Source organism: Pseudomonas sp. W15Feb34 (assembly GCF_023127765.1).
Classification (GTDB): Bacteria; Pseudomonadota; Gammaproteobacteria; order Pseudomonadales; family Pseudomonadaceae; genus Aquipseudomonas; species Aquipseudomonas synxantha_A.
The window spans coordinates 24,621-42,770 of sequence record NZ_SPKN01000050.1; the positions used below are offsets into that span (position 1 = coordinate 24,621).

Here is an 18,150-nt window from a genome sequence, read left to right on the forward strand (position 1 = left end):
CCTTATTAGTCCCGACGGAAAAACTTTATAAAATGAAATAAATTTAATCAACTTCAACGTCACACAAAAAATTGAAAAAAATACAAAACTTATATATATCAATGACTTAATATACAAAAATAAATTCGAAAGGGTCGCCACATCATTCATAGACATGATTTTTTATAAAATATTCAAATTTTTACAGACGACACCACGGCCAGCGCCGCCCCTGATCCACGCTGCCTCTTAATTTACATGCCGCGCCCCAGAGCATTGATCCGCGCCATAAACGGATAAGCACACCGCAAAAATTGCGATTTCCGGATATACCCCACCTTCAGTGCTACCTAGACTTCTTTCGCATGCCCATGACGCTCTCCGTCGCCATAAGGTGGTACTGGCAGTCATACAGAGGGTGGGAATTACGCGAGTGAGCACGCCTTTCGTTGCCCCTTCACGGATGAGCACACGTTCGGCATTTAGAAACAGGACTTGATGACTATGCAGCCAATGAAGAATGAGCAGACTTTGTACGTGCAGGTATCCGAGGCGACGATCCTTGCGACGGGTGTACGCATGCTTCGGCTGCGCGCCTGTGCACCTACTCAGCAACTGCCGGACTTTACGCCGGGGGCGCATATTGGCGTTTCAGTACAACTGCAAGACTCGCAAAAGGAGTGGCGACAGTATTCGTTGATCGAGCTCGAACACAGGGACCGCCTGACTACCCCACCCGAGTCCTACCTGATTGCCATTCGTCTCGACGCGAAGGGCCGTGGTGGCTCGCGCTACCTGCACGAGGGCTTGAATGTCGGTGACATCATCGACATCACCGCACCACGAAACGACTTTCCCATGCGTAGCACCGGTAAACGCGTATACCTGATCGCAGGCGGAATAGGCGTAACACCGCTGACAAGCATGGCGGCAGCCTGCAAGTTTCACGGACGTGATGTCAAAATGCTTTATGCCGGACGCGAGCGGGCCTCCATGGCTCTCATCAATGAATTGCAAACCCTGCTGGGCGAGCATTTGCACGTGCACGCCGATAGCGAGGCTGGAGCCCCGGTTGACCTGAGGGCCTTGTTCGACGAATTCACCAATGACGACGACATTCATATCTGCGGCCCTGGCGCCCTAATCGACGGCATGATCGTAGAAGCCGAGCGGCGCGGCTGGGCTCACGGGCGACTGAACTTCGAACTTTTTTCTCCCCCTGCTGCTACCGAGGGCGATAGCGCCTTTGACGTAGTATTGGCCGCCAGTGATCGCACGCTCCACATCCCGGCGGATAAGAGCATTCTCGAGGTACTCATTGAGCAAGGCTGCGACCCTATGTTCGATTGCAAGCGCGGAGAGTGCGGCGTGTGTTCTACAGCAGTCATCTCTGGTGAAATCGATCATCGCGACTACGTGCTGTCGGAGCGTGAACGTGCGACCCACAGCGTCATATATCCCTGCGTTTCACGCAGCAAGTCTGCCGTTCTTGTGCTCGATTTATAACGTACACATCTGTCTATAAGAGCTGCTACCGATCGGAGACGTCTGGGACTAAAGTCCGAAGGGGTGGCGAGGAGTCGATGCGCAGCGCGAAAGTCCTGCCCGGCAGCGCAGCACGGGCAACGCCCAGGCTCTGGCAATTCACACTTAGGGCAAAGTGCCTTTGAAGCTGGATATTTCCAATGGTTTGCAAGTTTTTTGGCCTTCAGACGCATTTCCGAAAGCCCCTTCAACTGCTTGGCGACCTCCTCAGGCTATCCTCCCTGATCTGCACGACATGATGTCCGCCCTTCTTGAGCGGACGCGATTGCCTTTAAATGCGCCAACGAATCTCAGGCATTGTAATTTAGCGGCGTCTGCCCCCTCGACCGCATTCACAAAGGCCTGGAACTCTGAGCTGTTTGTGGTATCCCGCGTGCTGGTTACTTCCAGTCACCCGCGATGAGCAGTACAGCGCCGTTGAACGCAAGAAAATTTCATACATGATCTCCCATTACATTTCATATTTTTTAAATCTGCGTCACACACCCACTGAAAGAGTTGAAAAATACGATTCTTCAGCGATGGAACGTAACGCTGTCGGTGATTGGCGCGCGATCACTAGCTGCCTGATTGCCGGGTGTACTCTCATCCGGGTAACCAAACGACATTCCAAACAGCATTTTCATTTCGTCAGAAATACCGAGCACCTCCCTGATCGCCTTTGCGAAAAAACCGAGGGAGGTTTGCGGGATACCGCCTAAGCCCCGAGCGGCAAGCGATAAGAGAAAGGTTTGACCATACATACCAATATCTCCGGCCGTCCGGACACTGTCACCAAAAACCGGCATAAATAAAAAGACCGCCTGGGGTGCGTTGAAAAAGGAAAAATTCAAGGCTGTTGCTTGACGGCGCCCCGCCTCATCCTCGCGCGTGATGTTCATCGCCTCGTAATAGACTTTGCCCTGCGCGTTCTTACGATCCGCATAAATGCCGTAGAAAGCGTCCATATCGAATGAAAAGTCAGGAGTGAATTCGCCAACTGCATTTTTCGCATGAAGAACCTGCGACAGCTCTACTAATTTCTGGCCACTGACTATATGCACGTTCCACGGCTGGGTATTGCAGTTGGAAGGCGCACACTGGGCGTCTTTCAGAACTTCTTGAAGGATGTGATCAGGTACAGGGGTGTTTAAAAAACCACGGAAAGACCGTCGGCTCCGTGCTGTTTTTTGAAACGACAAAGTGTCATCCATCGGCGTTTCGTCATTCAAACCAGCCATTGCAAGTGTCATAATTTTCTCTTGATCAAGTATAAGAATTTCAGGCGCCCAGTAGTAAATTGAGCAATGAGCCATTGCGACCACATCCTATCAACGCATAAAGCTCCAACGGACGCAGAGGTGTTTGCAGTACCCCTCGAAGGGGAATGTCATGAGCTTTCGCCCAGAGAACCAGGTTTTGACGCTGTTGAGAATTTACGTCGGCAATCGCAACAACCGATAAGATCGCGCGGTATCGGGTAAACAATTTTAAGTTCTCTGCATCGTTAGGCAGGTCAAATGCGTCATACACCAAGTATTCGAAGTGCTTGCCCCCTTCCAGAGCATCGACCACCTCACTGACGTTGTTGCACAAGCAGAGTAAGAAATACCCCAGATCATTGAGCGTGCGGGCATAGGCAAAAAGCGTGCTGGGATTCTTGCTGATGATAAGAATTCGCCCCGATCCGGTATGCACGGCTTGCTCCTCGAAAAGCGCCAAATTACCCCTTTGTCGTCGATGGGCCTACGGGATAAATCTCGGCATTTTCTTGGTTTTTCTTGGAATTCAAAAACCGTACTACTCACAAAGAAAGCAAGATTTTTCTCGATTTCCGGCAAGAAATTTCGCCCCGTTGTAGAGCGCAAAACTTGGAGCTGAGCACATACCGGGTCTGCAATAATGGCTCACTACGATAAACAGACTGTTGACGTAAAAAATTCAACCATACTCAACCAGGTCAGTACCGAGTCGCATGGAAACAGCGCGGCGAACTCCTGAATCCCCTTCTGCATTCCATAAGGCTAAACAACTGAAAAATGAGAAAAAAAGTACTGATCGTCGATGATCACCCAATGGTTCGTCACGGTATTCGCGTAGCCCTTGAGTCCATCGGATTCCAGATAATAGGCGAGACCTCCGATGGAGCCGACGCCGTCCAATTGATCGAGTCGTTGAAGCCAAACGTGGTAATTCTCGACATTGGCCTCGAAAAAGTGGACGGCCTGACGGTGTTGAAACGTATCGTGCGGGAAAAACTTGAAACCCGAGTGCTCGTCTACACATCACAGACCAAAGATACCTTTGCCAGCCGGTGCTTTCAGGCCGGTGCCAGCGGGTTTGTCAGCAAGAGCGAGCCCATGGTCCAACTGCTCAAGGCGATCGAAACGGTCGCTGACGGCTATGTGCTCTTTCCAAGGGATGTCATGCCTTTTTTTTCAGGGACCTCTGTAGCAGGGGAAACTGACGCCTTGGAAAATCTTACAAATCGCGAAATGCATGTGATGCGGTTGCTGGCTGAAGGTTTTTCCAACCGTGACATTGCACAGAAACTCAACCTCAGCACCAAAACGATCAGCGGCCATAAAATCAACATTCTCATGAAGCTAAACGTCACCTCGGTAGTGGAGCTGGCTAACATCGCCAAACAACATAACCTCATCTGAGCCTGCGTTCGTGAAGACGATATTTCCCCAAATTAGTGCCCTCCTCTTTGTGCTGATGTTCGGGACTTGCAGTCAGGTTTTTGCCGAAACCGGTGATCTTCAGCCTAAGGCGCGACAAGCGCTTAACGCCGTGAAAATCCAGCTCGACGAGCAAGAACGGGCCTGGCTCAAGCGCAAGCATGCATTAATCGTCGGCGTGAGCATTGAATCCTTGCCGCCCTACCGGATCATCAACGACCACTCGACTTTTGAAGGACTTACAGCGGATTATCTCGTGGCACTGCAGCGTGAGTTGGGAGTGCCTATCAAGGTCAGGCCGTTCGACTCGAGTGAGGAGGTCTTTTGTGCGCTGCGCGAGGGGAAAATCGATCTGGTTGCGTACGCGACAATCCTGAATACCAGGCGTACCGATGCACTTTTGACGCCCCCCTATGCAGTGACACACCTGACCCTGTTTACCGAAAGTGGCGACCGTAGCGAAAACAACGCGCTGGGTTCCGACCTAAAGATCGCTGTGGCCAATGATATTGCCCTTGCACTGTACAAAAGCAACGGAGGTCAAGGCACATTCACTTCATACCCTTCATCGTTGGCGGCAATGACGTCAGTGTTGAGGGGCACTAATGACGCCTACCTTGGCGATCCTGCCTCCACCTACTCTCTATCCAGCCAGTTGTTCAGCACGAGAGTAGGCGTCAGCCAGCGCACACCGCAGCCAGAGATCAAAATCGGCTTTGCGATTGCCCCCGATAACCCGGTGCTGGCTGGCCTGTTCGAACGCGCACTAGGCGGGTTAACGCGCTGCCAACTGGCTGACGCCCAATATTTCTGGGGTGATAACCAGCGATGTGATGGGTACGGTTTTCGCGACCGTCTTACCGATTCCGAGCGCACTTGGCTGGACACCACCCAGACTGTGAAATTGGCAATAAGCGAGGATTTGGCACCCTACGCCTTTTTCGACAGCGATGGTCGCTTGAACGGAATTGCCTCTGACTTGCTGGAAATTATTCGCCGCAAGTCAGGCATTCAGTTCCAGATCATCCGTGTGAGCTCATTGGGTGAGGTTGATACCCTACTGGCGAATGGCAAGGCAGACCTCGGCATTCTCACAGAGGCCAGTCACGCACCTTTACGGTACCTGCGCAGCCGCCCGGTGGGGGCTAATGCTTACCTTTTTGCCACGCGCAAGGACCACCAGACAGTCCTGAATGACCAAAGCACGGCAACAGTGGCAGTGGCGAAAGGCTATCTTTTGTCCCCGATCCTCGCCCGACAATACCCCCATGTACGTATCCAGGAAACCGACACATTGGGTGAAGCCTTCAAGCTTGCTCGTGATGGCGACGTGGATATCGTCCTCGCTCCCGCGAGCGTCATACGCTACTACCTTTCGTACAAATTCGAGAGCAGTCTGAAAGTTGGAGGCCTTGTTAATATCCCCAACGCCAGCGTTGTGTTTGCTACTTCCAAGCATCATCCACAGCTGATCTCTATAGTCGATAGAGTGATGGCTGAAATCCCCCCGCGGGAGTTCGTGCAGATTCACGGTCGCTGGCGTGCCAACTCGGCAACCGATGAAAAATACTGGGAGGGGATAGCCGCTTACATCTGGCGATCGTTTGAAATTCTGGGCGCACTACTAGTGATCGCCGGGTTGTGGATCGTGACGCAGCGCCGCCGCATTCTGCACAAACGCCAGAACTTGAAGCAACGGCAGATATTGCTGGATGAACTGCAGGTAGCCAAGGAAGCGGCTGAGACGGCCAGCCGAAGCAAATCAGTGTTCCTGGCCACGATGAGCCATGAAATTCGCACGCCGCTCAATGCGATCATCGGCATGCTGGAACTGGTGCTTACTCGCAAAAACAAAGCCGAGTTAAACACACAGTCGGTACACATCGCGTACGAGTCAGCAACCGGTTTGCTGGCCCTCATTGGTGACATTCTCGACATATCGCGGATTGAATCTGGAAAAATCAGCTTAGTTCCAGAGCCCAACCGGATCAATACGCTTCTGGAGTCGACAAGCCATGTGTTCTCAGGCTTGGCGCGGCAGAAGCAGTTAGATCTGCGGCTCGATATCGCCCCGCTGTCGGCGGAATGGGTTTGGGTCGACGGGCTAAAAATCAAACAAATCTTGTCCAATCTTTTAAGCAACGCAATCAAATTCACTGAGCGTGGAAGTATCGAGGTTCGCTGCCAGGTAAAACCGACGAGCGATACACGCCTGCACTTTCAGATCAGCGTTACCGATACCGGCGCAGGCATTCCCGCCGAGCAAATCGATCAAATTTTCAAACCATTCTTCGTGACGAACGCTGCCGTCAGCGACCCTAATGCCGGCGCAGGTCTGGGCCTGGCAATTTGCAAGGAAATCAGCGAATTAATGGGCGCAAGCCTGGACGCTCAAAGTACCCCGGGGGCCGGGACCCGCATAACGCTCAGTGTCGAACTCGAGCGCGTCAGCTCAGAGCGCGCAGTCTGTGAAGACAACGCCTGCAAGCCCGTGAAAGCCGACAGTGATGAGCCCCTGACCGTGTTGATAATCGAAGATCATCTACCTAGCCAGTATTTGCTCTACCAGCAGATCTCCTATCTTGGGCACCACGCGCTGACCGCCAGTAACGGCCTGGAAGGCTTGGCTATGTGGCAAGAGCACGCTGTTGATGTCGTGATCACCGACAGTAACATGCCGGAGCTGAGCGGCCACGAGATGACCAGAAACATCCGTGCAATGGAGCAAGCTCAAGGTATCCGCCCATGTTTGATCATTGGGCTGACGGCCGATGCCCAGCCCGAAGCGCATGAGCGCGCTCTGGCCTCGGGTATGGATCACTCACTGGCCAAGCCGATCACGCTGGCCGTGCTGAACCGCTGGATTCCCATGCTCGACATCGACGCCGAGAACCTCAACCAAGCCTCCTCAGCGATGAACAACATCCGACAAGACTTGGTCGAGCAGGTAGCCGCGAGTAATACCGATGAATCCTTGGCCTTGAAGCAGGCCCTTGATACAGGGGACCTGGCTCAAATCAAACGCATCTCACACAAGCTCAAGGGCACGGCTTACATGCTCAATCACGCAAGGCTGCTCGACCACTGCAATGAGGTCGAAGACATGTGCGCTGAAGGCGTGATATCCGATGAAACCGTCGAGGCTGTGACGGAGCTGATCCAGCTACTGGAAACAATCAGTCAGTCGCTACGACCGGAATGACCACCCATCAGCCACCAAGAAAAATCTCGGTAAAACTCAGGAAAAAGCGCGCCCGAACGACAGATGCTTCTTTAGCAATGCCAAAGAGGATTCCCATAAGCTTTGCGAGTACTAACACCAGGCTTGGCCCTCATGCACTACAGCGCTTCAAGCTCGTTTCTATCGAGCTTGCTTCCCCGAACAAAGGAGATTTTACCCAGGCAATCGGACTGCCCTGACGAATTAGCACCCCCCGCTCAACTGTCCAGCGCGAAAGATGTGCAACTGGGCCTTTGGCTGCGAGAGTTTCGTGCATATCTACAACCCAAATTCGACCTTCACACCGGAGAGGTCAATGCCGCGGAAGTGCTCGCGCGCTGGCACCATCCACTGCACGGCGTACTTGGCCCTGCACACTTCCTCCCGCTCATTAAGCAGGAGCGCTGGCTCGACGACTTGTTATTTGCACTCCTGGAGCAAGGGCTGGCTTACCAGCTCCAGCTTCACCGCATGGGGCGGTCTCTCAAACTTGCGTTTAACCTGTCACTCAGCCAATTAAACAGCAGCAAGCTTGTCGAGCGATTGGAAACACGGTTACTCGAGCATCCCGTAAGACGTTCGTCACTGACTTTTGAGATTACCGAAGACGGCCCTGCCGACCTTTCCGATGCGCACATTGAGCAACTCAACCGCCTGAGCCGCCTGGGCATTCGCCTGTCAATCGATGACTTCGGGACGGGTTATTCATCACTGCTGAGACTGTGCAAGGTGGTGTTCCATGAAATCAAACTGCCCAGAGACTTCATTGGGTCGGTTGACAGTTCAGAGCGCCATCGGGCGGTTGTTCGCAATGCGCTGGCATTAGCTAATGCGTTAGGTATGGAGGCAGTGGTGGAAGGTATCGAGACACTCTCACAACGCAATCTCCTGGTCGACATGGGCGCTCGGGTGGGCCAGGGTTACTTGTGTGCCAAGCCTATGTCGCTTGAAGAATTTGATAGCTGGAAGATAAAGCTGTATCAGCGCTTCCAGACGCTGATCTGCAACTTGAAGTGATAAATACGAGGGGAGCAGGCAAGTAATCTTCTTTAAACGCCTCTTTCCTCCCATCATGATCCAACGCCTCCACCACAGCTACGCGAACACACGCAAACTTCCTATTGATCTCACCAATGACTTGGCTGGACTCGTCAGCACAAGAGTAGACCCGGCTGACTTTAATATAATGATCCTGACTGAGCGCTCGACCCAAGATCCCTCCAGCCAAAAAACAAGAAATTTCCGGTCGAAACGCAAGAATAGCGCTCTCCCCTCCGCTTTTTAATAAGAAGTATAGTTTGTCCGTGAACTCAACTCATGCGTCACTGCAGATGAGTCACCAACAGTTACTTTTTTAAAATATAGAAGAGCCAAAGATGAAATTCAGTAAACTCGTCCTCGCCATTGGCATTGCAACCTCACTCATCAGCGCCGCCCATGCTGCCGCCCCTAAGGATTCAGTATCCAAGAAGATCACGCTGACTGCGCAGATCAATGATGCGATTTTCGTGTCCAAGCCTGATGGTTCGACATGGTATAGCACAGAAGAACTGGACGCAGATGATTACCAGCAGAAGAAATTCAGCAAAACTCTACCAGTACGTGTATGGAGCAAGAACTCCGAATTCAATGTTTCTTTGGCTCAACCATTAAAAATGAGCAACGGAAACTATGAGATGACTAATCCAGAAGTCACCATCGGTAGTGGCCAAGGTGAAGTCCCCGTTTCCTTCGGGAACTCGCAAAAAATCACTCAAATCACTGCCGGCAACGGCGGCTTTGATGAAATTCACGACCTTAACATAAAAGTCGACGCCCCCGTCCAAAATGGCCAGTTGAGCACCAACGGTAGTTACAGTGGTGATCTGGTCATGGTATTCGAACCCGTTGCAGCTACAGGCCCATAATCCCCTAATTATAACTTACCGCTAGAAAGCCTTGAGATACTCGAGGCTTTCCTTTCCTTGGTGCTCTATTAAGAAATGAAAGGCCTCTCTGCTTGTAGGCGCCAGCATTTGGTCACAACATTATTGCTAAGTGCGCTATTTTTAAAATCCGGCTCATCGAGTGCCGAAGTTAAATTCTCCTATGGCATACCTGAAGGCTTCAGCGAAGTGGAAATGGACACTAGCGCAAGCTATGTTGCGACTTACAATGGTCGAACGCTTCCCGGAGTGATGGCCTTTGAACCTTCAGAAAAGACATTAATATTTGACGCGGAAAAATATCATGAGAACGGCATTTCTCTACAAGACATCTCTACTATACGACAAGTATTGAGCAAACTTAACTACAGTCAATGCAAAAGTGGCTGCGACCTAAAACTCATGGACCATTACATCACCGTAGACAAAATCAAGCGTACCGTAGCCATCCGAGATACCCAAGAGGACGTTATTGTTCCAAATACTGCGTGGGGATTAGTAAACAACCAATCCGTCGACTTGCGAGCCTCTACCGAAGGCTACCGCGCCATGAATATAAATGGCAATACCTTTTTGGGCATGCCCGGTCAGAGTTTCGGTTATATGAGTTGGTATGCTGGCCGCCAAAGCACCCGAAACTACAGTCGTAGCAACCAGGACATTTCATCCTTTTATTTTCAGAAAAACTTATCAAATACTTATTTGCGTGCTGGCAAACAGAACAGCCTCGACTACACGTCGGGGTCAGTCAATACTTTATTATCTCCAAGTTTTGATAAATTCATAACCCTGGGTAGCCAAAACCATCTACAAGCGAATCGAAATATTAATACGCTGTTGCTTTACTCGACGACAGAGGGCAACTATGAATTCTACCGAAACGGGCGTCTGATCCTCAAACGACCCGCGACTTTAGGACGAAATCAGATAAACCTGGCTGACTTGCCGGGCGGGTACTATTCAGTACAGCTAAAACTGGTGGACCGGAACGGGAATCAGATCAGTGAGGTTACTCAAGAGATAAACAACCTGGATTTTGTCGGTAGTGGTGGAAATGCCTGGCATCTGACGGTCGGAGAAGACATGACTGAAGGTGGTAGCTTACTCGAAGGTGGCGTGAGCCGAAACTTGCGTCAGTTTTTTTTGAATGCCTCTGTGATAAGCGGAAACCGACACCGCAATGCCGGCGAAATTAATATCACTCGGCCAAGCCAAGTCGGGGAAACTCAGTTCACGCCAACGGTGGGCCTGCTCAGCGGTGAGCGCGCAACAGGCGGTTACGCCAGTGTTTTGGTCAGTCATGAGAAACTAGGTAATCTTATGGTAAGCCGATACCAGAACAACAACATTTCTCAATTCTATCAAGGGTCCCCAAGTTCGAGTATTAGTTACAGCAATATCCTGGGAGGCATCACGCTGGCTTACAATTACCAGAAATACCTGAGCGGCGAGTCACAACAGCTTGAAGCGCGGTGGAACTACCGCCCCAATGGCTTATGGTCGACCTTTTCAGTGGGGCTACAAAAAGGCGGTTACCAGCAAAGTGGCAATGACTTCGGCATATACATTAATACGACTTGGACCCTGGACAACTCCCAATCTTCCGTCAGCTCGACATATTCTGGAGGAAAAACTCAGTTAAGTGGAGACTATCGCAAGGACTTTCAAGACACCTATGGCATTACAACTGCAGGCGTGACAGCCAACCACATCAACGATCGCAACAGTATCAATATGTATGGCAGCCGTTCTGGTACCCGTGGCGAAGCCTCTGTCAATATTGGACACGACAACGACAATAGCAACATTGATGCTAACTACAGGGGTATGTTTGCTGCCAATTCTCAAGGGCTCGCTTTTGGCCGTTATAGCAACAGCGGGGCTTCCATGCTGCTTAAAACCCCGGAAGTAAACAATACCGACTATGGCTTTCAAGTTGAGGGTTACCCCGTGGCTGGAAATAGCCTGTATGCGATCCCTCTTAGCAGCTACAGCGACCTTCCGTTTGCCCGAGTCATCAGCGAAAGCCTCGATATGGACATGAACATCGAAGTGCCGGCGAATATTACTCGCTCACATCCAGGCCAAGTCTACAGTTCAGAGGCGAATGTAAAAATCAGCATGATCTATAGTGGTTTTCTGATTGATGCTGGAGGGAAGCCAATTAGCGGCACAATATTAGAGACCGGCGATACCGTCTACCAGAATGGTTTATTTTCCATTTTCAGCAAGTCGTTATTGACCAAAATCAGTGTGACGCAGATGGGGCGTCGCTATACCTGCGACCTCACTAAAACCACCGGCAGCTACTACCACTGCCTTTAAATGCAAACTTTTACTCACAGGTCTTCCCTTGAAAATTCGAACATTACTGACACCATTTTTTGTATTTTTTTATTTCACCTCAAACCTTGCCTTGGCTGAAGGAGAGTTAATGGTTATGCCTGCCAGCACCAAGGTCTTCAACAGCCACGAGCAGAAAGTCAAACTACGCAACATGGGTGACAGCACGCTGTATCTATCCATCAATCTCCAAAAAGTCATAAACCCCGGATTGGCTCCTGAAAAAAAAGTGGCGTTAGCAGAGCTGGCTCATCCTGAACTGATTTCCAGCCCGGACAAATTATCCTTAGGCCCAAATCAAACTCGCGTGGTCACACTGAAATCTCTTGTCGAACCCGATCAAGAGTCGCTCTATCGACTTTACATAGTGCCAGTACGCTCATTGCGAGTTGAAGACGCGCCACAGGACAAGATTACCGCACCGATGTCAGTCTCTATCGGTTACGGGGTGCTTATTCGACATATGCCCTCCCCCAAAAATCAACACGTGGCCTGGACATACCGTTGCGAAAAGGGTGGCCTTACGCTGGTTAATAACGGAAATGTACGGCAATTATTCACCCGCGTTGTTGTAGGAGAGAGCGTATCGGAGCAAACCATAGCGGTATTTCCTGGTGTACCACGACACTTCAAAAGTTCTCGAATAAATCTGAGCGTTGAAGATCAGCCACAATCGCTGGTATGCCCATGAAAAAACGTTCACACCTGCAGATGCTTGGATTTTTTGCAGCCATATATTCGGCCTCAAGCACGGCCACCGGAATACTTAAACTATCAAGCAACGAACTGTCTCTGCTGCCCGGACATCCCGCCGGAGAGTTGTTTGCAGAAAACGTTGGGGACACACCATTATATTTACAGGTGGATCAAGCTTTGCTGACTAACCCTGGTGAATTACCCGAGCGCTTAGTGCCTATTTCACAGGTTAAAAAACCGAGTTTATTGGTGACTCCGAACCGCATAACCATTGCTCCGGGACAAAGATATAAATTAAATATAAAAATTATCCAGCAGGTTGAGCAAGACCATATCTGGCGCATTACCTTTCGACCAAGCGAGCATCTGATTGTAGAAGGCGAGCCCACTAAAAATGCCACTCCAATATTTTTTAAAGTTGGATACGGAGCAGTCATTTACCAAAAAAAACGACCGAAGGAATTAGTTACCACCAGACAAAACATAGAGGCTACAGATTAAAACTCCGCAGACACATGCCAACACTTCCGTGTAGAAAATACATTATATTACGCACCAGGAAATGCTAACCATTGAATACCACCCCCTACAAAGCAATGAAATCAAAGTTGCCAATGACTTTATACATAGCTGCTATCTTTTTTTCTTGCCCAATCGTAAGCGCGATGGATCAGCCGACCGGAAATATCTCAGGTGAATACCGCAATTGTCGGTTTCAAGACACTGGCGATGGTCAATTGAATTTTTACGTCACCGTTCCATTCAACCAAGTCAAACCTGGTGAAAATTCGTCCTCGCGTCATAGCTTTTATAGCCGGGCAATAGCTGTATATACTTATGGCAAAGATGGAACCCCCTCAAACACATACGATGCCACTGTCTATATTAACGACATCAGTGCTGCCTTTCACTATCCATCATTCAATACCCAAATATATATTTCGGGCCACTACACCTGGACTAATCACGATGCATTTGATGCTGAAATCAGAGTACGCCTTCCCAAATACAGCGTCTCTGATTGGCCAGGTATCGCAATTAGGACAGCAAACTATGCAAGCACACCCCAAGTGAATCAAGAAACTTATTTTGATGCAAAAGGCGCAGTTTACATTCCCCAAACCGATGGCCCCGCCGGTTCCTGCAGGATAATTAACCCAGAAACCCCACCCCCTCAGGATATCACCCTGAACGTCAGTGTACCATCATGGAACTTTGGCGAATTACAACCTGGCATTGCCGAAAAAACACTTGGCAACACTAAAGACCAACTTTGCTTTACTTATAATAGCGCTGAGACCATAGGGCAAAAATTTGTTATAAATGCTTCCAACACCCACGGACTTATCGACAATAACTACCGATTAAGACATCTTACGAATTTAAGTAGCTTCCCTTACAGCTTGATTCTCAACGACGGAAAAAACAAACCACTAAAGATCCCTAACAATACGAGAAATACTATTACTCTCGACTCCAGCGGGCGTACCTGCTTCTCACCGACTATCAGAACAAATATTTCAAAGTCTCAGCTAGAGGGTAGCTACTTTGACATCCTTAACTTTAACGTAACCACCAAACCATAACGACCATGAAAAAAAAATTTATCGCCAGCATCACATTGTTAACTACCCTAGCGTCCAGCCATACATTTGCTGAGGTGGTACTAAAGGGCAATACAAGGACCTGGATTAGTGCTAGCGTCACTCATCCTGACTTATTAATTGTTACAGATGATAAAGGCTCCTGGTTCGACCAAGGCCTGGAGCTACAACAAATGGGGGACAGGGATGCTCCATATCAAGTCGAGGCACGCATACGCGTGTTGTCCAGCAGTGGCGAATTCCAGGTTCGTCTAGATGACCCCGTGCGCATTCAGCATACAAAAAACCCAATGCTCGCTTTTCGAAATCCTACCGTAACATTGGGTAACGAAGGTGGAGTCAACAAGCGGTTGATGATTGAGCAAAGCACAGTGTTTCATAACCCTGCTTCGACTGGACAGGGAGAAGACTCTCTCGGCTACTATAATTTGTCTGTTTCAGCCTACCCGCCCGAAGGCGCGCTCACAGGCACTATCGGAGTATATACAGGAGTGCTCTCCCTGACCTTCGAACCCGTGGTCAAAGTTCCGTGAATCGCTTACCACACTCGCGTTTTATTCCGGCGCTGGTTCTTTGCGTGGCCGGTTCATTTGCCTCCCAACGCGCTGATGCCACAATCGATATTTTCCCCAAGGAAGTTCAGATACGCAATGTTCCTTTGAGTGTCCATATTATTAATAGTGGGGACCGCGCTGAATACGTGTCCATTTCCTTACGTCTGCTAAAGAACCCTGGCGTGCGCATAGAGGAAGAAACACTTGAGGCGGTTGCTGACATAGCGCAACCTGCACTCTACGCATTCCCCTTCCAGGTTACGTTGGCCCCAGGGCAGAGTAAAAAAATCGTACTCAAACCTGTCAGAGCAGTTGAAGCAGAAACAGTATATCGGTTGGACATCAAACCAGTCATACGACCTCGGGAAGAGAACGGGCCAGAAAAATTCAAAGGTGTAATCATTAACCTTAGCTTCAGTGCGCTCGTTCGCCAGTTACCAACCACTGAAACTGACACCCTGAAGGTAGTCTGTGTCTCAGACGGAGCTGAACTGATTGCAAGCGGGACGGTGCGCCATTCAATAAATAGCTTGCACGTCGATGGAAAATCGGAGCCCGGTTTTAATATTTATCCTGGCGTTCCTCACAAAGTGACCGGCCATTTAGTTGAGGTTCCTGGCCATCCTCCGTGCAAATCTGGCCGTTGATAAAGCTGATGATACTGCCGCAGTTAGCATGTAGGGGATCGAATCGGCCCTAAGCCTGCGAGCGGAAATAACTTGAACTATCGTTTATTGGCGGCCGGGTGTGGTGGCGGCCTACTTGAGTCCGGGCCGCAGCCAATCATTTCATAACTCCTGCGGCCATCAGCTAACCGCAGTGCCCTGTGGCCTGATTGTTCCTAGAACGTCCATGAAGCTATGGCAGAGGTGCTCTCGTCGTGAAAGCGCTTACCTATTTCGCCTGTGTACCTCAGCCCCACGGAAAAGGCCGGCGTCAAATCCAACGTAGCGCTGAACGCCAACTGAGCCGTGTCCTGCTGCACGGGCAAGCCGGAAATATTCACGAAGTCTCCTTGGGACTGCAACTTCAAACGAGTGTGCGTGGTTTTCTCCGTGAATGCGTGTTGCAGCCCGGCGCTACCGTTCAGACGCACGGCCATGCCATTGGCCAGAGGATGAACAGCGCTCACGCGTGCACCGAGTCGGGCCGAGGTCACGTCCATGCGGCTTTTTTTGCCACTGAGGGCGAAGAGGTTTTCCTTCTCTGAAAATGCTTTGGTTTCAACGTGGACGTAGTTGAGCCCGATAAAGGGTTCCAGCGTCACTGTGTTGAAGTGAAAAACCACTGGCGAGAACCTTGCTGAAACTTGTCGAGTTCTATTGGCAGAACAAACGGCGCCAATGCCATTCCGCACTTCGGCAGCGCTCCGTCCGGGCGGTTTCACTGAGATACCCAATCAATCGCAGCGCAGGAAATTTCCTACATGAATTTCGGACAATGCATGGAATTAATGGCCCGAACATTCACCCCAATTTGAAAGGTGCTGCCATTGCTACTTATCACTAGGAGGACCGGCGAACGCTTACGTATCGACGACGAAATTCAGATCAAGGTGATTGACGTTATAGGCAGTCATGTCTCTTTAGGCATCCAGGCACCCAAGCACATCTCGATCGCTCGATCCGAACTGCATGAAAGGGCTATAGATGCCGAGGACAAAGACAAAAAGCCAGACTCGCCATCCGCACCTGAATCACCATTGCCAAAAAATCGGTCATGACAGACCGTCCCGCGATTGATAAGCGCAGTCACGCTGCGAACTTATTATTTTGCGTCGCTCTGAATCATATCGAGTACGCAAATGATCGAGGCATACGACATGGCTCTACATTTTCCCTCCCGCAACATCTGTCGGTTTGATACTGCGGGCGAGCGCCGTCTGGCTGAACGCCTGGAAAAGAAACTGTCGGACGATTGGCTGTGCTGGTTCAATGCACCTGTGGGCCCTAAAGGCTTGCGGCCAGACTTCGTGCTGATGCATCCGCAACGAGGATTTTTGGTGCTGGAGGTAAAGGACTGGAAAGTTGAAACCATCGAAAGCATGACCGCTGAGCACGCCAGGATCCATGTCGAAGGTCAATTGAAAACCGAGGCCAACCCGTTAGCGCAGGCTCGGATCAACACCCTTGAGGCCGTGAAGTTGCTGCAAAATGATCCTGCATTGCAACAGCCGACAGGTTCTATCCGCGAGCGTAACTTACTGATGCCCTACAGCTGGGGCGTGGTCCTGACAGAGATCACCCGTAAGCAGTTCGAGAGCGCCGGGCTTGCCAATGTGCTGGCTGAACAGCGAGTCATCTGCCGAGATGAAATGACTGAGGCGGTAGAAAGCGAGGGCTTTGAGGCGCGCCTGATCAGGATGTTTGCTCAGGTGTTCGCCTGCCACCTCACAGATGAGCAAATCGACCGCGTGCGCTACCACTTGTTTCCGGAGGTACGAGTAAACCTCTCACCGGGTCAGTTTGGTCTGTTCAACGCTCACGAAGAGCCGGTGCCGAGCTTGATCAAGGTGATGGACTTACAACAGGAGCAGTTGGCGCGGTCCATCGGCGAAGGCCATCGCGTGATCCATGACAACGCAAGGGGCGCATCCTGGACGATATGGCCGTTATTTAACGACATTGGGCTCAAGCCGAGCACATTGAAAAAATCTTGAAGGACGCTGGCATTCCGTTTGTCTCCACGCGCCTCACCCAAGACCGCAGCAAACTCTACAATGATGCAGATACAGTCAAAATCGTCAGCATGCATTCCAGCAAGGGCCTGGAGTTCGGCTTGGTTATCCTCCCCTATCTGCACGACATGCCCATCAACGGCGCAGATGACGAAGATGAAACACGCGTGCTATACGTGGCCATGACCAGGGCCATTGATCGTTTGGTGATGATGCACCGTGATCACTCCAGCTTTACCCGGCGGGCCCAGGAGGCGATCGGGGCGGTCAGCGAGCATTTGGCGGGGAACGATGCGCAGAACATTGAACTATAAAAAGACCTCGAACTGAGCAGCAGTGAGGTCAATCATTGGAGGTCACGTCGCGCGGACGTCTCATTGCTCCTAGGCTTCAGGCATCGCCGAAGAATGGTGATTGAGAATCTTCCAATGGCCGTCCACCTGTTCATAGACAAAGGTATAGCGCGCCTGCACCTGACGCGTCTTGCCGGTCGCCTCGGTCAGGGTGAAGGTGTAGACGCCGCTGTCCACGGCCACGTTGCTGCCCAGCAGGCTGATGTCGCGGTAGTTGATTTGGCCTACAGGCTTGAGCGCTATGAAGTGATCGAAGTAGTCCTTGATCTGAGCCGACGTGGTGCGCAGCTGATTGGACATGGTTGGCTGCAGCACCGCGTCCGGCGCGTACAGGTCGACCACCGATTGAGCGTTACCGGTCTGCAACATGCTGTTCCAACGGTCAAACAAACCGGCAATCTCACGGTCCTTCACGCCGTCAGGCACTTGGGCCACAGTGTTGTAGACATACGGAGACGTCTGCGCTGCTTGAACAAACGGTGCGCTCAAGGCAAAAAGCAAGGCAATGGTCGGGGTTTTGAATTTCATTGCGATATTCCAGTGGTGGTCGTTGCGCACACTTTGCCAACCCGCCAGCCACCCGACATCGGC

General features: G+C 50.8%; 18 protein-coding genes. 14 read left to right on the forward strand and 4 right to left on the reverse strand.

Annotated features, from left to right (window positions below):
• Positions 1-483 precede the first annotated feature (483 nt).
• Positions 484-1,485 carry a PDR/VanB family oxidoreductase gene (locus tag E4O97_RS25915; RefSeq protein ID WP_248132757.1) on the forward strand — a complete coding sequence of 334 codons (1,002 nt, stop codon included), beginning with the start codon at positions 484-486 and terminating at the stop codon, positions 1,483-1,485.
• Between the two features lie 554 nt (positions 1,486-2,039).
• On the opposite strand, the gene E4O97_RS25920 is transcribed toward E4O97_RS25915, so the two are convergent.
• Both E4O97_RS25920 and E4O97_RS25925 read right to left on the reverse strand, forming a co-directional pair.
• Positions 2,040-2,756: a nitroreductase gene (locus E4O97_RS25920; RefSeq protein ID WP_248132759.1), complete on the reverse strand. Its 717-nt coding sequence runs from the start codon at positions 2,754-2,756 to the stop codon at positions 2,040-2,042.
• A 28-nt stretch (positions 2,757-2,784) separates the two neighbouring features.
• Positions 2,785-3,201, reverse strand: a complete 417-nt coding sequence (locus E4O97_RS25925) for a hypothetical protein (protein ID WP_216091115.1) — start codon at positions 3,199-3,201, stop codon at positions 2,785-2,787.
• A gap of 341 nt (positions 3,202-3,542) precedes the next feature.
• Between E4O97_RS25925 and E4O97_RS25930 the strand changes: the two genes are divergently transcribed.
• The 10 genes from E4O97_RS25930 to E4O97_RS25975 all read left to right on the forward strand — a co-directional run bounded on the left by E4O97_RS25930 (position 3,543) and on the right by E4O97_RS25975 (position 15,176).
• Entirely contained in the window at positions 3,543-4,169 is a 627-nt protein-coding gene (locus E4O97_RS25930; protein ID WP_248162663.1) for a response regulator transcription factor, read from the forward strand.
• 10 nt (positions 4,170-4,179) lie between these two features.
• A complete protein-coding gene (locus tag E4O97_RS25935) occupies positions 4,180-7,389 on the forward strand; it encodes a transporter substrate-binding domain-containing protein (RefSeq protein WP_248132761.1) in 3,210 nt (1,069 codons plus the stop codon).
• 132 nt (positions 7,390-7,521) lie between these two features.
• The gene (locus E4O97_RS25940) at positions 7,522-8,424 is read left to right on the forward strand and encodes an EAL domain-containing protein (protein ID WP_216091113.1); all 903 of its coding nucleotides are present in this window, start codon (positions 7,522-7,524) and stop codon (positions 8,422-8,424) included.
• Between the two features lie 359 nt (positions 8,425-8,783).
• A complete protein-coding gene (locus E4O97_RS25945; protein WP_216091112.1) occupies positions 8,784-9,314 on the forward strand; it encodes a CS1 type fimbrial major subunit in 531 nt (176 codons plus the stop codon).
• Positions 9,315-9,389: 75 nt separating this feature from the next.
• Positions 9,390-11,657 carry a TcfC E-set like domain-containing protein gene (locus E4O97_RS25950; protein WP_248132765.1) on the forward strand — a complete coding sequence of 756 codons (2,268 nt, stop codon included), beginning with the start codon at positions 9,390-9,392 and terminating at the stop codon, positions 11,655-11,657.
• Between the two features lie 28 nt (positions 11,658-11,685).
• Positions 11,686-12,366 (forward strand): hypothetical protein, encoded by a 681-nt coding sequence (locus tag E4O97_RS25955; protein ID WP_216091110.1) that lies wholly within the window; start codon positions 11,686-11,688, stop codon positions 12,364-12,366.
• Complete coding sequence (locus E4O97_RS25960) at positions 12,363-12,872, forward strand: hypothetical protein (RefSeq protein ID WP_248162665.1); 510 nt, start codon at positions 12,363-12,365, stop codon at positions 12,870-12,872. The genes E4O97_RS25955 and E4O97_RS25960 overlap by 4 nt, the downstream gene beginning before the upstream one ends.
• A 71-nt stretch (positions 12,873-12,943) precedes the next feature.
• Positions 12,944-13,957, forward strand: a complete 1,014-nt coding sequence (locus tag E4O97_RS25965) for a hypothetical protein (protein ID WP_248162667.1) — start codon at positions 12,944-12,946, stop codon at positions 13,955-13,957.
• Positions 13,958-13,962: 5 nt separating this feature from the next.
• Positions 13,963-14,508 carry a hypothetical protein gene (locus tag E4O97_RS25970; protein ID WP_248132772.1) on the forward strand — a complete coding sequence of 182 codons (546 nt, stop codon included), beginning with the start codon at positions 13,963-13,965 and terminating at the stop codon, positions 14,506-14,508.
• On the forward strand, positions 14,505-15,176 hold the full coding sequence (locus E4O97_RS25975) for a hypothetical protein (RefSeq protein ID WP_216091106.1): 672 nt from the start codon (positions 14,505-14,507) through the stop codon (positions 15,174-15,176). Before E4O97_RS25970 ends, E4O97_RS25975 begins: the two co-directional genes overlap by 4 nt.
• Positions 15,177-15,370: 194 nt before the next feature.
• Here E4O97_RS25975 and E4O97_RS25980 read toward each other — a convergent pair whose 3' ends face one another.
• Positions 15,371-15,817, reverse strand: a complete 447-nt coding sequence (locus E4O97_RS25980; RefSeq protein WP_248162669.1) for an autotransporter outer membrane beta-barrel domain-containing protein — start codon at positions 15,815-15,817, stop codon at positions 15,371-15,373.
• A gap of 195 nt (positions 15,818-16,012) precedes the next feature.
• On the opposite strand from E4O97_RS25980, the gene E4O97_RS25985 reads away from it, so the two are divergent.
• From E4O97_RS25985 to E4O97_RS25995, 3 genes are all read left to right on the forward strand, one after another.
• A complete protein-coding gene (locus E4O97_RS25985; RefSeq protein ID WP_290443064.1) occupies positions 16,013-16,252 on the forward strand; it encodes a carbon storage regulator in 240 nt (79 codons plus the stop codon).
• An 81-nt stretch (positions 16,253-16,333) separates the two neighbouring features.
• Positions 16,334-17,188, forward strand: coding sequence for a nuclease-related domain-containing protein (locus E4O97_RS25990; protein WP_248162671.1), 855 nt, complete (start codon positions 16,334-16,336; stop codon positions 17,186-17,188).
• Entirely contained in the window at positions 17,185-17,520 is a 336-nt protein-coding gene (locus E4O97_RS25995) for a 3'-5' exonuclease (RefSeq protein WP_248131942.1), read from the forward strand. The genes E4O97_RS25990 and E4O97_RS25995 overlap by 4 nt, the downstream gene beginning before the upstream one ends.
• Positions 17,521-17,589: 69 nt before the next feature.
• Here the strand turns inward: E4O97_RS25995 and E4O97_RS26000 are convergent, their stop codons facing one another.
• Positions 17,590-18,087, reverse strand: a complete 498-nt coding sequence (locus E4O97_RS26000; protein ID WP_216091103.1) for an SgcJ/EcaC family oxidoreductase — start codon at positions 18,085-18,087, stop codon at positions 17,590-17,592.
• Between the last annotated feature and the right edge of the window lie 63 nt (positions 18,088-18,150).